We start from the raw sequence: 13,758 nt of genomic DNA on the forward strand, positions 1-13,758 counted from the left end.
CTGTTCCCGGAAGCGGCGCCGGTCAATCAGCGGGACGGGGCCGCCTCGGCCGGCGCGGGCTCGTCCTCGGGGGATCCGGGGACGTCGGAGGCCCGTGCGGCCTGTCGGTCGTGCTTCTCGCGCCGGACGAGGATCACCCACCCGACGGGTACCCCGGCCGCGAAGAGCCACCACTGCACGGCGTACGCCATGTGGGAGCCGATCGAGTCGTGGTCGGGTTCCGGGATCTGCTCGGGGGTGCCGTTCGCGGGGGCGGGCGCGATCTGCTCGATGTAGCCGCCGAGCACCTCGCGGCCGATCAGCTCGGCCTGCTGCCGGCTGTCGATCAGCATCACCTGGCGGTCCGGCAGGCCCTTCAGGTCCTTGATGCCGCTGGCGCCGGTCGTCTCGTCGGCCTTGAGGCGGCCGGTGACGGTGACCTCGCCGCGGGGGGCGGGCGGCACCGCGGGGTAGGCGTGCTGGTCGGCTGCGGCCGGCACCCAGCCCCGGTTGACCAGGACGATCCGGCCGTCCCTCAGGACCAGCGGGGTCAGGACGTGGACGCCCACCCGGTCGTCGGCGGAGGTGCGGCGGCGGACGACCACCTCGTGCGCGGTGTCGAAGGTGCCGGTCGCGGTGACCGGGCGCCAGTAGTCGGCGCGCGGGACGGTGTGACCGGGGGAGGTGAGCCGTTCCACCGGGACCGGCTTCGCCGCGATGCTGTCCTCGATCAGGGAGTTCTGGGCCACCCGGCGCTCGTGCCGGTGGAACTGCCAGAAGCCCAGCTCGATCATGGTCGGGACGAGCACGAGGGCGACGAGGGTGAGGATCACCCACTGCCGGGACAACAGGAAGCGGTACACCCCATGACCGTACCTCTGGGCCGACGGGGTGCACGCAGGGGGGTTCGGCTCGCCCGGAGGCGGGCCCAGGATCGTTTCCTCACGTCCTGTTCCGGTCACACCCTGTCGACGATGCCCACCCTCCCCTCGGCGCGGGCGCAGTGGCCGCCGCAGTACCAGCTGCCGTCCACCTCGACGCCCTGTCCGATGATCTGGACCCGGCAGTGCTCGCAGATGGGCGCCATGCGGTGGATGGCGCACGCGAAGCAGTCGAAGACGTGCACCGCGCCCTGCGCGTGCACCTCGAAGGACATGCCGTAATCGTTTCCGCAGACCTCACAACGTGCCATGCGCCACAGGGTGGTGCTCCCCGGCGGGCGCGCGCCGTGCGGCACGCCCGCCGGGGCGGGGGTGTCACCCGTCTGCCGGGCTCACGTCCCGCAGCAGCTGCGTGTAGGCGGCCTCGTCGACGACCGGCGTGCCGAAGGACTTCGCCTTCAGCGTCTTGGAGGTGGCCGAGTCCGGGTCGTTGGTGACGAGCAGGCTCGTCAGCCGGGAGACGCTGGTGGCGACGTGGAGCCCGGCCTCGACCGTGCGGTCCTCCAGCAGCTCGCGGTCGACGGAGGTGTCGCCCGAGAAGGCGATCCGCATGCCCTGTTTGAGTGGTTTGTCCGTCTCGTACCGGCCGGGGTTGGGGTGCGGGCACGCCGGGCGCTTCCGCGACGGGCGCCAGCTGTTCGCCCGGTAGGACGAGCCGTACGAGGCCTGGTGGCCGATCCGGGGCCGCTCCGGCGACGCGGCCCACTCCGTCAGCGGCCGGCACTCCAGCAGCGGCAGCCGCACGTTCCGCTCGGCGGCCGCGTGCAGGCTCGGGCGGAACGCCTCCGCGAGGACCCGCGCGTCGTCCAGCGCGTTGTGCGCCCGCTGCTGCACGACGCCGAAGTGCGCGGCGAGCGACTCCAGCTTGTGGTTGGGCAGCGGGAGCGACAGCTCCTTGGCGAGCGCGATCGTGCAGAGCCGCTGGCGCACCGGCGCGGCGGACTCGGCGCGCGCGTACTCCCGGGCGATCATCTGCCAGTCGAACATCGCGTTGTGCGCGACGAGCACCCGCCCGTCCAGCCGGGCCGCGAACTCCGCCGCGATCTCCGGGAACAGGGGCGCGCCCTCCAGGACGTCGCTGGTCAGTCCGTGGATCCACACCGGACCGGGGTCCCGCTCGGGATTGACCAGCGTGTACCAGTGGTCCTCGACGTTCCCCTGGGCGTCCAGCCGGTAGACGGCAGCCGACACTATCCGGTCGTCGCGGGCGAGTCCGGTGGTCTCCACGTCGACGACCGCGTACCCCTGTGGGTAGGCGGCCGGCCACGTCGCTGCTGTCGTACGGTCCTCGGGCATGGTCAATGAGAATACGGCCCGCGACCGACAGCCCCGTCCCCGGTGTCCCCGGAGGCGTCCGCGAGCAGCCCGGCCACCAGCGCCCGCACGGAGTCGACGAACAGCCGCTCGGTGTCCACCGGGGCGGCCAGCGCCCGGGCCAGGAGGGGGTCGGGGCCCGGATCCTCGGCGCGCCACAGCTCCTCCTCGGCGGGCGACTGCGCCGGGGCGCGCTCGCGGTTGCGTTCGACGAGGACGTAGCCGACGACCTGGAACTGGACCGCCCGGACCGCGCGCGCGGCGGCCGCGCCCCGCAGGCCGGCGGCGTGTGCCTCGTGCACCAGGGCCCGCTGGGCGGGCAGGAACATCCGCTCGGTGAGGCCCCGTTCGTGGACCATCGCGACGAGGTGCGGGCGTTCGCGCAGCGCGCGGCGCATCGCGCGGGCCACGGAGACCATCCGCTCGGCGGGGGTCGTCCCGCGCGGGCGGAGGGTGCCGAGGTCGGCGACGGTGCGCGCCACGAGCGCGTCCAGCAGCGACTCGCGGTTGCCGACGTGCCAGTAGATCGAGGTGACCGCGGTGCCGAGCTCGGCCGCGAGCCTGCGCATGGTCAGGGCGTCGGGCCCGTGCTCCCTCACCAGGGCCGCCGCCGTCTCCAGGACCTCCTCGCGACTCAGCGCCGAGCGTGCCATCACATCCCCCAACTCCACCGCGTGCACGGGTCTTTACCCTTCATCGCCGTCGGTGTAACTGTGTTACAGGCCGACGATCCCGAAGGGTGGTACGTCATGGCACGAGTACGGTACGGGGCGCGCAGCGACGCGGAGGCGGCGGCGGCGCGCGAACGGTCCGCCCGGCTCCCCGACATCTGGTCCACCGGCGTGGTCGCCGTCTGGGAGACCGATCCGGACGTCGTGGCGGCGGTCCTGCCGCCCCCGCTGAAACCCACCGCACGGCCCCTGGTCCGCGCCAACATCAGCAAGGTCGACCTGCCCGGCTACCCCCTCGGCGCCGGCTCGGTCGCCGTCGCCGCCGCCCACGGCGACCGCGAGGGCTGGTACCCGCTCGTCATGCCGATGACCCACGAGCGCGCCCTGATCGGCGGCCGCGAGGTCTTCGGCGAACCCAAGAAGCTCGGCGAGGTGACGGTCGAACGCGACGGCCTCGTCGTCCGCGCGGCGCTCGCCCGGCACGGCATCGCCTTCGTGGAGGTGCGCGGCGCCGTCTCCGGCCCGCTGCCGCTGCCCGAGCCCGTCGAGAAGACCGACTTCTACTTCAAGTTCCTGCCCGGCGTGGAGGGCTCGGGGTTCGACGCCGACCCCGTCCTGGTCCACTGCGTCCGCAACGAGAAGGTGCGCCGGCTGGAACGGATCACCGGCGACGTGGTGCTGCGCGAGTCCATGTACGACCCGGTCGCCGACCTCCCCGTGCGCCGCCTCGTCGAGATCACGATCGGCGAGAAGACCACCGACCAGAAGGGCACGGTCGCCGAACGCGTCTCCGCGAGCGACCTGCTGCCCTACGTCCACCAGCGGTACGACGACCCCCTCCAGATCCTCGACGGACCCCCGGAAGGAAGTGCCTGATGGAGCTGCGCGCGGGACAGGTCGCCGTCGTCACGGGGGCGGCGAGCGGGATCGGCCGCGCCATGGCCCGCCGCTTCGCCGCCGAGGGACTCGCGGTCGTCCTCGGGGACGTCGAGCGGGGCGCCCTGGAGGAGGCCGCGGACGAGCTGACGGCGGACGGGGCACAGGTCCTCGCCCGGACCGTCGACGTCTCCGACCCAGACCAGGTCCGGGCGTTCGCGGACGCCGCGTACGAGACCTTCGGCGCCGTCCACGTCCTCTGCAACAACGCCGGCGTCGGCTCCGGGGCCGAGGGCCGCATGTGGGAACACGAGCCCAACGACTGGAAGTGGGCCTTCTCGGTCAACGTCTGGGGCGTCTTCCACGGCGTCCAGGCCTTCGTCCCGCGCATGATCGCGGGCGGCGAGCCCGGCCACGTCGTCAACACCTCCTCGGGCGACGGCGGCATCGCCCCGCTGCCCACCGCCTCCGTGTACGCGGTCACCAAGGCGGCCGTCGTCACCCTCACCGAGTCGCTCTACGCCCACCTCAGGGCCGAGCACGCGCGCGTGGGCGCGTCCGTGCTCTTCCCCGGACCCCACATGCTCCGCACCGGCCTGTGGGAGTCGCACCGCAACCGGCCCGAGCGGTACGCCAAGCAGCGGCCGCGCCGGACCCCGTACCGCAGCCTCGACCAGTGGGAGGCCGCCATGAAGGAGGCCGGGCACGAGGTGGCCTTCACCCCGGTGGAGGAGGTCGCCGAGCACGTCGTCGACGGCATCCGCGCCGACCGCTTCTGGATGCTGCCGCGGAGCGAGCACAGCGACCGCCAGATCAGGGCGCGCTCGCAGTCGATGCTCGACCGCGCCAACCCCGCGTACCTGGAGAGCTTCATCCTCGACTGACCGGCCAAGGAGCCCGACGTGAGCTTCGAAGACCCGTACCTGATCATCTCCTCCGACTGCCATGCCGGGCTCCCCACCGAGGAGTACCGGCCCTACCTGGAATCCCGGCACCACCGCGCCTTCGACGAGTTCCTCGCCGGCCGCGAGGCCCGCCGGGAGGCCATGACCCGGCTCGGCGTCCGCAACGAGGCCTTCGCCGACAAGTGGTTCCACGACAACGAGGAGGGCCTGCGCGGCGGCTGGGACGCCGCGCAGCGGCTCAAGGAGCTCGACGGCGACGGCGTGGCGGGCGAGGTCGTCTTCCCCGACGCGGACGCCGTCGACAGCCGCACCGCCGCCCCCTTCGGCGTCGGCCTCGGCCTCTCCGGCGACCAGGACCCCGTCCTCGGCATGGCGGGCGCCAAGGCGCACAACCGCTGGCTCGCCGAGTTCGTCGGACGCCACCCCGAACGGCACTGCGGCGTCGCCCTGCTCCCCGTCACCGCCGACCCCCGCGAGGTCGTCGCCGAGATCCACCGCGCCAAGGAGTCCGGACTCGGCGCCCTCATGATCCCCTCCATGTGGGTGGACCAGGCCCCCTACCACGACCGCCGCTACGACCCGGTGTGGGCGGCCGCCGCCGAGACCGCCATGCCGGTCGTCACCCACTCCGGCGCCGCGCCCCGCGAGGAGTACGGCGACCACCTCGGCATCTACGTCTCCGAGGTCACCTGGTGGCCCGCCCGGCCGCTGTGGTTCCTGCTCTGGTCCGGGGCCTTCGAGCGCCACCCCGGACTCCGCTTCGGCGTCGCCGAGTCCGGCTGCTGGTGGCTGCCGAACCTGCTCTGGTTCATGGACCGGCTCTACCTCGGCGCGCACGGCGGCAAGAAGCTCTCGCCGTTCGCCGAGCTGAAGCGGCCGCCGAGCGAGTACCTGGACCGGCAGGTCTTCGTCTGCGCCACCAACACCAAGCGGCGCGAACTGGCCCAGCGCTACGAGATCGGCGTCGACAACATCCTGTGGGGCTCCGACTTCCCCCACCCCGAGGGCACCTGGCCCGACACGCGCGCGTGGCTGCGGAGGACCTTCCACGACATCCCCGTCGAGGAGACCCGGCGGATGCTCGGCCTCGCGGCCGCCGAGGTCTTCGGCTTCGACCTCGCCGCCCTCGCGCCGATCGCCCGCCGGATCGGCCCCACCCCGGCCGACCTCGGCCAGCCCGTCGACCAGAGCGCCGTCGAGGCGTCCTGGGCCCGCTCCCGCGAGGTCGGCCGCCACTGGCTGACCGACCACGACTTCCCGGTCCTGGGGGCGAGCTGATGGACCGCTACACCGTCATCTCCGCGGACTGCCACGCCGGCGCCGACCTCCTCGACTACCGGCCCTACCTGGAGCGCCGGCACCACGAGGCCTTCGACGCGTGGGCGGCCGGCTACGTCAACCCGTACGAGGACCTGCTCGCCGACACCGCCGACCGGAACTGGAACTCCCGCCGCCGGCTGGCCGAGCTGGAGGCGGACGGCATCGTCGCCGAGGTCGTCTTCCCGAACACCGTCCCGCCGTTCTTCCCCTCCGCCTCCCTGATGGCCCCGCCGCCCACCCGCGAGGAGTACGAGCTCCGCTGGGCCGGGCTGCGCGCCCACAACCGCTGGCTCGCCGACTTCTGCGCCGACGCCCCGGGCCGCCGCGCGGGCGTGGCGCAGATCCTCCTCAACGACGTCGACGAGGCGGTCCGGGAGATCCGCCGCACCAAGGAGGCGGGCCTGACCGGCGGGATCCTGCTGCCCGGCGCCCCGCCGGGGTCCGGCGTCCCCGAGCTGCACGCGGAGTCCTACGACCCGATCTGGGCGGTCTGCGCGGAACTCGGCGTGCCCGTCAACCACCACGGCGGCTCGGCCTCGCCGCCGCTCGGCGACGAACCCGCCGCCCGCGCCGTCTTCATGGTGGAGACCACCTGGTTCTCCCACCGGGCACTGTGGCACCTGATCTTCGGCGGTGCCTTCCGCCGCCACCCCGACCTCGTGCTCGTCCTGACGGAACAGGGCTCCGGCTGGATCCCCGGCGTGCTCGACATGCTGGAGTACTACCACCGGCGCCTGGTGTCGGCCGCGACGCGGGCCGCCACCGCCGAGTCCAGGTTCGGCGCCGGCCTCGCCGCCTCCATGGGCAAGGGCCCCAAGGAGGTCTGGCGGGACAACTGCTTCGTCGGCGCGAGCTTCATGCGCCCCCACGAGGTGCCGCTGCGCGACCGGATCGGTCTCGACAAGATCATGTGGGGAAGCGACTACCCGCACGACGAGGGCACCACCCCGTACTCCCGGGAGGGCCTGCGGATCGCCTACGCCGGCCTGCCCCGCGACGAGGTCGCCGCCATGGTCGGCGGCAACGCCGCCCGCGTCTACGGCTTCGACCTCGCCCTCCTCGACCCGATCGCCGCCGTCCACGGCCCGACCGTCGAGGAGATCGCCGAACCGCTCAAGGAGGTGCCCGAGGGAGCCACCAGTCCGGCGTTCGCGCCGGGCGGGTCGGTCCGCGTCTGGTGAGCCGCCGGGTGCGACGCTCCTGACGTGACCGCACCCGACGCACCGGACACCGCCCACGGCGAGGACCACGGAGGTCTCGGCTCCCGTCTCAACTGGCTCCGGGCCGCCGTGCTCGGAGCCAACGACGGGGTCGTCTCCACCGCCGGCCTCGTCGTCGGCGTGGCCGGCGCCACCCAGTCCCAGGCCGCCCTGCTCACCGCGGGCCTCTCGGGGCTGCTCGCCGGCTCGATGTCGATGGCGGCGGGGGAGTACGTCTCGGTCTCCACCCAGCGCGACTCCGAGAAGGCCGCGCTGGCCCAGGAGAAGCGCGAGCTGCGCGAGGACCCGGAGGCGGAGCTGGCCGAGCTGACCGGCCTCCTGGCCGCCCGCGGCCTCTCGCCCGACGTGGCCCGGGAGGCCGCCGAGCAGCTCACCGAGCGCGACGCCCTGCGCGCCCACGCGCGCGTGGAGCTGGGCATCGACCCCGACGCCCTCACCGTCCCCTGGCACGCGGCGGGCGCCAGCTTCCTCGCCTTCACCGTGGGCGCCCTGCTGCCCCTCCTCGCGATCGTCCTGCCGCCGGCCTCCGCCCGCCTCTGGGTCACCGTGCTGTCCGTCCTCGCCGCGCTCACCCTCACCGGCTGGTGGAGCGCCCGCCTCGGCGGCGCCTCGCCCGGCCCCGCCATCCTCCGCAACGTGGCCGGCGGCGCCCTCGCCATGGCCGTCACCTACGCCGCGGGCTCGCTGCTGGGGGCGTCAGGGGTCTGACGCGTGCCCTGACCGGCCGGGAAGCCGCTTGTCGGAAGGTTCCAAAGGCCGCCGCCACGCCGTCTCCCATACTTGTTGGTAACCACGTCTAGCCCTGCCCGCCCCCTGCCCCTACCGTCATCCGCATGCCGAACCTCCCCGATGTCGTGCTCTGGTCCATACCGGCGTTCGTCCTGCTCACCGTCGTGGAGATGGCCGTCCACCGCCTCCATCCCGACGAGGACGCCGCCGGCTACGAGGCGAAGGACGCCGCCACGAGCATCGGCATGGGCCTCGGGAGCCTCTTCTTCGACTTCCTGTGGAAGATCCCGATCGTCGCGCTCTACGCGGCCGTCCACGAACTGACCCCGCTGCGCGTCCCCGTCCTGTGGTGGACGATCCCGCTGATGCTGCTCGCCCAGGACTTCTTCTACTACTGGTCGCACCGCGGGCACCACGTCATCCGCATCCTGTGGGCCTGCCACGTCGTGCACCACAGCAGCCGGAAGTTCAACCTCTCCACCGCGCTGCGCCAGCCGTGGACCGGCCTGACGTCCTGGCCGTTCTACTTGCCGCTGATCGCGCTCGGCGTCCACCCGGCCGCCCTGGCCTTCTGCTCCTCGGTCAACCTCGTCTACCAGTTCTGGATCCACACCGAGCGGGTCGACCGGCTGCCGAGGCCCTTCGAGTACCTCTTCAACACCCCCTCGCACCACCGGGTCCACCACGCCTCCCAGGGCGGCTACCTGGACCGGAACTTCGGCGGCATCCTCATCGTCTGGGACCGGGTCTTCGGGTCGTGGGTCGGCGAGACCGAACGGCCCGTCTACGGGCTGACCAAGAACATCGAGACGTACAACCCGCTGCGCGTCGCCACCCACGAGTACGCCGCCATCGCCCGCGACGTCCGAGCCGCCGGCGACTGGCGCGAGCGCGCCGGACGGATCTTCCGCGGTCCCGGCTGGCAGCCGGCCCCGGTCACCCGCGCGGAGACCCCCGCCCCGGCCGCCCCCGCGGCGGAGGCCGCCGCGTGAGCGCCGTCCCCGCGGCCGTCCGCGCCGTCCCCACCACCGCCTCCCGCCTGCTGCTCGCCGCCTTCGCGGCCGCCGCCGCCGTCGACCTGGGCTCCCTGCTGGCCGGCGCCGAGCTCGGCCACCAGATCGCCAAGCCGCTGCTGCTCCCGCTGCTCGCCGCGTACGCCGTCACCCGCGGCGCCCCGAAACCGCTCGTCGCCGCACTCCTCCTCGGCTGGGGCGGCGACGTCCTGCTGCTCTCCGAAGCCGACGCGGCCTTCCTCGCCGGCATGGGTTCCTTCGCCGCCGGACACGTCTGCTACCTGGTCCTCTTCGGGCGCCGGCGCACCTCCCCGGCGCTCGGCGCGCTGTACGCCGTCGTGCTCGGCGTCACCGTCGTCCTCCTCTGGCCCGACCTGCCCGCCGGACTGCGCGTCCCCGTCGCCGGCTACTCGCTGCTGCTCACCGCGATGGCCTACCGCGCGAGCTCGCTCGGACCCTGGGCCGGACTCGGCGGCGCCCTCTTCCTGCTGTCCGACACGCTCATCGCCGCCGGCATCGCCGAGTGGCCCCGGCTGCCGGTCCCCGCCTTCTGGGTCATGCTGACCTATGTCGCGGCGCAGTACCTCCTGACGGCGGGAGCGCTCCGCGCGATGTACGGTGAACGTCGTACAACCGTCTGACAGCAAGGACCGCCCGCCATGCGCGCCACCACCATCCACGCCCCGTTCGACATGCGCGTGGAGGACGTGCCCGACCCCGTGATCCAGGAGCCCACGGACGTCGTCCTGCGCGTCCTGCGCGCCTGCATCTGCGGCAGCGACCTCTGGGCCTACCGCGGCGAGTCCGCCCGGCAGCCCGGTCAGCGCATCGGCCACGAGTTCCTCGGCATCGTCGAGGCCGCCGGCTCCGAGGTCGGCGGCTTCGCCGTCGGCGACCTCGTGGTCGCCCCCTTCGTCTGGTCCGACGGCACCTGCGACTACTGCGCCGAGGGCCTCCAGACCTCCTGCCCGCGCGGCGGGTTCTGGGGCTCCGTCGGCTCCGACGGCGGCCAGGGCGAGGCCGTCCGCGTCCCCTTCGCCGACGGCACCCTCGTCAAGCTCCCCGCCGACGCCGCCTCCGACGACCGGCTGCTCACCGCGCTGCTCGCCCTCTCCGACGTCCTGGGCACCGGCCACCACGCCGCCCTCGGCGCGGGCGTGCGGCCCGGCTCCACCGTCGCCGTCGTCGGCGACGGCGCCGTCGGCCTCTGCGGCGTCCTCGCCGCCAAGCGGCTGGGCGCCGAGCGGATCATCGCCCTCGGCCGCCACACCGCCCGCACCGACATCGCCCGTCGCTTCGGCGCCACCGACGTCGTCGCCGAGCGCGGCGAGGCCGCCGAGGCCGCCGTCCGCGAGCTCACCGGAGGCCAGGGCGCCCACGGCGTCATCGAGGCCGTCGGCACCGAGCAGTCCATGCGCACCGCCGTGGCCATCACCCGCGACGGCGGCTCCATCGGCTACGTCGGCGTCCCGCACGGCAGCGGCACCGGCCTCGACCTCTCCGTCATGTTCGACCGGAACATCGCGCTGCGCGGCGGTGTCGCCCCCGTCCGGGCCTACCTGCCCGAGCTCCTCCCCGACGTCCTCGACGGCACCGTGGACCCCTCGCCCGTCTTCGACCTCACCGTCGGCCTCGACGGGGTCCCCGACGGCTACCGGGCCATGGACGACCGCACGGCCCTCAAGGTCCTCGTCAAGCCGTGACCGCGCGCGGGGGCCCACCGGCCCCCGCACCCGCCCGCCGGCCCCGTCAGTCCCCGAGCCACTCCGCCGCGTCCGCCCCGGCGGGCCCCGGGGGGCGCGACCAGCCCGTCGGTCCGCCCTCGTAGGACACGGGGGACAGGGCGTGCCGGAGCCGGCCCAGGGGCCCGTCCGACTCCGTGACGTACCGCTCCGGCGTGTAGCGCGGCAGCGCGTGCGTCAGCCAGTGGCCCGTCTGGGCGAGGGCCAGCCGCACGAGCCGCGTGCCGCCGTCGCGGTCCTGCTCGGTCAGCGACCGCAGGACGGCCGCCGCGAGGAGGTAGCCCGTGCCGTGGTCCAGCGCCTGCGCGGGCAGTGCCCCCGGCTCCCCGGCCGAGCCCTCCGTGACGGCGATGCCCGTCGCCACCTGCACCAGCGAGTCGAAGCCGCGCCGCCCGCCCCAGGGCCCGTAGTCACCCCAGGCGGAGAGCCGGGCGACGACGAGACCCGGGCGGTCCAGGTCGAAGCGGTCCAGCGCGCCCGGCCGGTAGCCGGTGACCAGCACGTCGGCGGAGTCGAGGAGTTCGCCGAAGGTCCGCCGGTCGGAGGGCCGCTCCAGGTCGAGGGCCGCGGACCGCTTGCCGACGTCCGTGTCCGCGTGCTGGTCCGGCAGTTCGGGGTTGCCCGGCGGGTCGATCCGGAGCACGTCCGCCCCCAGCAGCGCCAGCGACCGGGTGGCGACCGGGCCCGCGATCACCCGGGTCAGGTCGAGGACCCGCGGCCGGCCCGTACGGCGCCGGGGCGCGGCCTCGTCGAGGCGCTCCCGGGTCAGCAGCGGCCGCGCGGCGACCTCCCGGCCCTGCTCGCCCGCCGCCCACTCCTCGGGGGTGCGCAGGGCGACGGCCAGGCCGCCGGCCGCGTACACCGCGGTCTCGGCCTCGGCCGCCGTCCGCTCCCCGAGGGCGGCCGCGACGGCCTCGACCGAGTCGGCCGCGCCCAGCGCCGCCAGCAACGCCGCCTTGTGGTGCGGATAGTTGGCGTGGGTACGGACCCAGCCGTCCGCCGTCCGCCAGAACCGCGACAGGGGCGCGAAGCTCACCGGCGCCCGGCCGTCGACCCGTAGATGGCGCTCGCTCACGAAGGCGGTGGCGACGGCCCCGTCGTCCACCCGCACCGGCCCCCGCGCCCCCGCCCGCTCCACGGCGGCCAGCGCGCAGGCGGCCACCGCCGCCCGGGCCAGGTCCATCACCGGGAGCCGCGCGGGCAGCAGCCCCGAGGTCCCGCCGTACTCCACCCGGTCGACCAGGGCGGGATCGCCGCCGAGGGCCGACCAGAGCAACTCCGTACCCGTACGCACCGTGTTGTCCATGACGGCACTATGGCACTCCGTGCCACGCGAAGGGCCCCGGTGCGGCACAGCACACCGGGGCCCTCACCTCACCGAACGGCCGCGACTACCAGCGGACGGCGTCGAGCGCGTCGATCAGACCGGCTCCGTAGAAGCCGTTCTTGTTCTTGCCGCCCTCGCAGACGGCGTCGATCTTGCCGTCGCCCTCGATGTCGTACGGGTTGGTGCAGGCGCGCTTGTCGGCCTGCGCGTACAGCAGCGCCTTCAGCGCCGCCGGGCTCGCGTAGGGGTGCGTCGACTTGATGAGCGCCAGGACGCCCGCCACGTGCGGCGAGGCCATCGACGTACCGGCCTTGTAGTTGTAGCCGCCGTCGACCGTGGTCGACAGGATGCGGCCGTTGACCGCCGGGGCGTCCGGGGTCTGGTACTCGGTGCGGTCACCGCCCGGGGCGGCGATGTCGATCACGCCGAGCCCGTAGTTCGAGTACGACGCCTTCAGGCCCTTGGCGCCGGTCGCGGAGACCGTCACGACGCCCGGCAGCATGGCCGGGTAGTCGAAGCACTCCTTCGGGTCGATGACCCGGTCGCCCGGAGTGCCGTCGTTCGGGCTGCTGTTGTCCAGGATCGAGTCGGCCGCGAGGTCGAACTTCGAGTTGCCGGACGCCGCGACGTTGACCGTGCCCCGGCGCTCCGCGTAGCGGGTCGCGCGGGTGACCGCCTCGATGAGGGCCTTCTGGTCCGCGTCGTTCTTGCACGCGAACATCCACGGGTCGGTGTAGTAGCTGTTGTTCGTGATGTCGACGCCGTGCTCGGCCGCCCACACGAAACCGCAGACGACGGCCTCGGTGTAGAAGAAGCCGTCCGGGGTGGACACCTTGATGCCGGAGACCTTGACGCCCGGGGCGACACCGGTGATGCCGACGCCGTTCTTGGCGGCCGCGATCGTGCCGGCGACGTGGGTGCCGTGGTCGCTCTCGCCCGGGTTGGGACGCCAGGAACCGGCGGTCGTGTCCGGCTTGCCGGAGACGCAGTTGGCGGACGCGGCGGCGTCGAAGTTCGGCGCCAGGTCCGGGTGGGTGTCGTCGACACCCGTGTCGATGACACCGACGGTGACGCGCTTGCTGCCGAGCGTCCGCTGGTGGGCCTTGTCGGCCTTGATCGCCGGGAGGTCCCACTGCAGGGGCTCCAGCGGGTCCTGCTCGTCCGTCGCCCGGGCGGCGGCGGCCTTCGCCTCGGCGGCGGTCAGCGTCTGCGCGCCCTCGTCGACGGAGTCGTCGGACTGGACGGAGAGCGGGGCGTTGCGGGTCGCGCCCGCGGACACCACACCGCGCGCCGTGCGGATCGTCTTCGCGAACTCGGGGTTCTGCGAGTGGACGACTATCACGCCTATCTGGTCGTACGAGATGACCACCTCGCCACCGGCGGCGGCGATCGCCTTCTTCACCGAGGCGGCGGTCCAGCGGCCCCCCTCGACGTTGACGACGTACGACAGCTTCGGGCCGTCCGCCGTCACCGTGGCCGGAGCGTCGCTCAGTTCCGCGGCGGAGGCGGCGCCGGGGGCAAGGAAGCCGAGCGAGGCCGTGAGCGCGAGACCGACCGGCAGAGCGAGAGCTCGGCCGCGCCTCGATCCCAGATGAGCCATGGGTTCTCCACATCATCCGTATGTACTGTCCTCGCGCGGGTTTGCGCGTGAACAGGTGCATGACGAGTGAAGCTATCGCTGATCTTCCCGAACCTTCAATGAGTTGAGAAGAGTTCATGAA

The 13,758-nt window shown here is 73.7% G+C and carries 14 protein-coding genes; 8 read left to right on the top strand and 6 right to left on the bottom strand.

The annotated features are described in order from the left end of the window. Positions 1 to 26: 26 nt before the first annotated feature. The 4 genes from ACZ60W_RS17155 to ACZ60W_RS17170 all read right to left on the bottom strand — a co-directional run bounded on the left by ACZ60W_RS17155 (position 27) and on the right by ACZ60W_RS17170 (position 2,887). Entirely contained in the window at positions 27 to 842 is an 816-nt protein-coding gene (locus ACZ60W_RS17155; protein WP_469756134.1) for an SURF1 family cytochrome oxidase biogenesis protein, read from the bottom strand. A 95-nt stretch (positions 843 to 937) separates the two neighbouring features. Continuing rightward, positions 938 to 1,171 carry a hypothetical protein gene (locus tag ACZ60W_RS17160; protein ID WP_366301940.1) on the bottom strand — a complete coding sequence of 78 codons (234 nt, stop codon included), beginning with the start codon at positions 1,169 to 1,171 and terminating at the stop codon, positions 938 to 940. A gap of 64 nt (positions 1,172 to 1,235) precedes the next feature. Beyond that, positions 1,236 to 2,222 carry a DEDDh family exonuclease gene (locus tag ACZ60W_RS17165; RefSeq protein WP_469756135.1) on the bottom strand — a complete coding sequence of 329 codons (987 nt, stop codon included), beginning with the start codon at positions 2,220 to 2,222 and terminating at the stop codon, positions 1,236 to 1,238. After that, entirely contained in the window at positions 2,219 to 2,887 is a 669-nt protein-coding gene (locus ACZ60W_RS17170; protein WP_469756136.1) for a TetR/AcrR family transcriptional regulator, read from the bottom strand. Before ACZ60W_RS17170 ends, ACZ60W_RS17165 begins: the two co-directional genes overlap by 4 nt. A 96-nt stretch (positions 2,888 to 2,983) precedes the next feature. On the opposite strand from ACZ60W_RS17170, the gene ACZ60W_RS17175 reads away from it, so the two are divergent. The 8 genes from ACZ60W_RS17175 to ACZ60W_RS17210 all read left to right on the top strand — a co-directional run bounded on the left by ACZ60W_RS17175 (position 2,984) and on the right by ACZ60W_RS17210 (position 10,671). Next, on the top strand, positions 2,984 to 3,781 hold the full coding sequence (locus ACZ60W_RS17175; protein WP_469756137.1) for an acetoacetate decarboxylase family protein: 798 nt from the start codon (positions 2,984 to 2,986) through the stop codon (positions 3,779 to 3,781). After that, positions 3,781 to 4,665 (top strand): SDR family NAD(P)-dependent oxidoreductase, encoded by an 885-nt coding sequence (locus ACZ60W_RS17180; protein WP_469756138.1) that lies wholly within the window; start codon positions 3,781 to 3,783, stop codon positions 4,663 to 4,665. The genes ACZ60W_RS17175 and ACZ60W_RS17180 overlap by 1 nt, the downstream gene beginning before the upstream one ends. 18 nt (positions 4,666 to 4,683) lie before the next feature. Next, on the top strand, positions 4,684 to 5,964 hold the full coding sequence (locus tag ACZ60W_RS17185; protein WP_469756139.1) for an amidohydrolase family protein: 1,281 nt from the start codon (positions 4,684 to 4,686) through the stop codon (positions 5,962 to 5,964). After that, positions 5,964 to 7,187 (top strand): amidohydrolase family protein, encoded by a 1,224-nt coding sequence (locus ACZ60W_RS17190; RefSeq protein WP_469756140.1) that lies wholly within the window; start codon positions 5,964 to 5,966, stop codon positions 7,185 to 7,187. The genes ACZ60W_RS17185 and ACZ60W_RS17190 overlap by 1 nt, the downstream gene beginning before the upstream one ends. 24 nt (positions 7,188 to 7,211) lie before the next feature. Next, entirely contained in the window at positions 7,212 to 7,934 is a 723-nt protein-coding gene (locus ACZ60W_RS17195) for a VIT1/CCC1 transporter family protein (RefSeq protein ID WP_469756141.1), read from the top strand. Between the two features lie 125 nt (positions 7,935 to 8,059). After that, a complete protein-coding gene (locus tag ACZ60W_RS17200) occupies positions 8,060 to 8,947 on the top strand; it encodes a sterol desaturase family protein (protein WP_469756142.1) in 888 nt (295 codons plus the stop codon). Next, a complete protein-coding gene (locus ACZ60W_RS17205; RefSeq protein ID WP_469756143.1) occupies positions 8,944 to 9,609 on the top strand; it encodes a lysoplasmalogenase in 666 nt (221 codons plus the stop codon). Before ACZ60W_RS17200 ends, ACZ60W_RS17205 begins: the two co-directional genes overlap by 4 nt. A gap of 18 nt (positions 9,610 to 9,627) precedes the next feature. After that, positions 9,628 to 10,671 carry a zinc-dependent alcohol dehydrogenase family protein gene (locus tag ACZ60W_RS17210; protein ID WP_469756144.1) on the top strand — a complete coding sequence of 348 codons (1,044 nt, stop codon included), beginning with the start codon at positions 9,628 to 9,630 and terminating at the stop codon, positions 10,669 to 10,671. Positions 10,672 to 10,717: 46 nt separating this feature from the next. Here the strand turns inward: ACZ60W_RS17210 and ACZ60W_RS17215 are convergent, their stop codons facing one another. Beyond that, on the bottom strand, positions 10,718 to 12,016 hold the full coding sequence (locus tag ACZ60W_RS17215; RefSeq protein WP_469756145.1) for a CoA transferase: 1,299 nt from the start codon (positions 12,014 to 12,016) through the stop codon (positions 10,718 to 10,720). Between the two features lie 85 nt (positions 12,017 to 12,101). Continuing rightward, complete coding sequence (locus ACZ60W_RS17220) at positions 12,102 to 13,637, bottom strand: S8 family peptidase (protein ID WP_469756146.1); 1,536 nt, start codon at positions 13,635 to 13,637, stop codon at positions 12,102 to 12,104. Positions 13,638 to 13,758 lie beyond the last annotated feature (121 nt).

Source organism: Streptomyces sp. NPDC104202 (assembly GCF_055584185.1).

Bases quoted from the DNA above. Each gene is read 5' to 3' on its own strand.
- ACZ60W_RS17160 (WP_366301940.1), bottom strand. From the start codon at position 1,171: ATGGCACGTTGTGAGGTCTGCGGAAACGATTACGGCATGTCCTTCGAG.
- ACZ60W_RS17170 (WP_469756136.1), bottom strand. From the start codon at position 2,887: ATGGCACGCTCGGCGCTGAGTCGCGAGGAGGTCCTGGAGACGGCGGCG.
- ACZ60W_RS17175 (WP_469756137.1), top strand. From the start codon at position 2,984: ATGGCACGAGTACGGTACGGGGCGCGCAGCGACGCGGAGGCGGCGGCG.
- ACZ60W_RS17180 (WP_469756138.1), top strand. From the start codon at position 3,781: ATGGAGCTGCGCGCGGGACAGGTCGCCGTCGTCACGGGGGCGGCGAGC.
- ACZ60W_RS17190 (WP_469756140.1), top strand. From the start codon at position 5,964: ATGGACCGCTACACCGTCATCTCCGCGGACTGCCACGCCGGCGCCGAC.
- ACZ60W_RS17200 (WP_469756142.1), top strand. From the start codon at position 8,060: ATGCCGAACCTCCCCGATGTCGTGCTCTGGTCCATACCGGCGTTCGTC.
- ACZ60W_RS17210 (WP_469756144.1), top strand. From the start codon at position 9,628: ATGCGCGCCACCACCATCCACGCCCCGTTCGACATGCGCGTGGAGGAC.
- ACZ60W_RS17215 (WP_469756145.1), bottom strand. From the start codon at position 12,016: ATGGACAACACGGTGCGTACGGGTACGGAGTTGCTCTGGTCGGCCCTC.
- ACZ60W_RS17220 (WP_469756146.1), bottom strand. From the start codon at position 13,637: ATGGCTCATCTGGGATCGAGGCGCGGCCGAGCTCTCGCTCTGCCGGTC.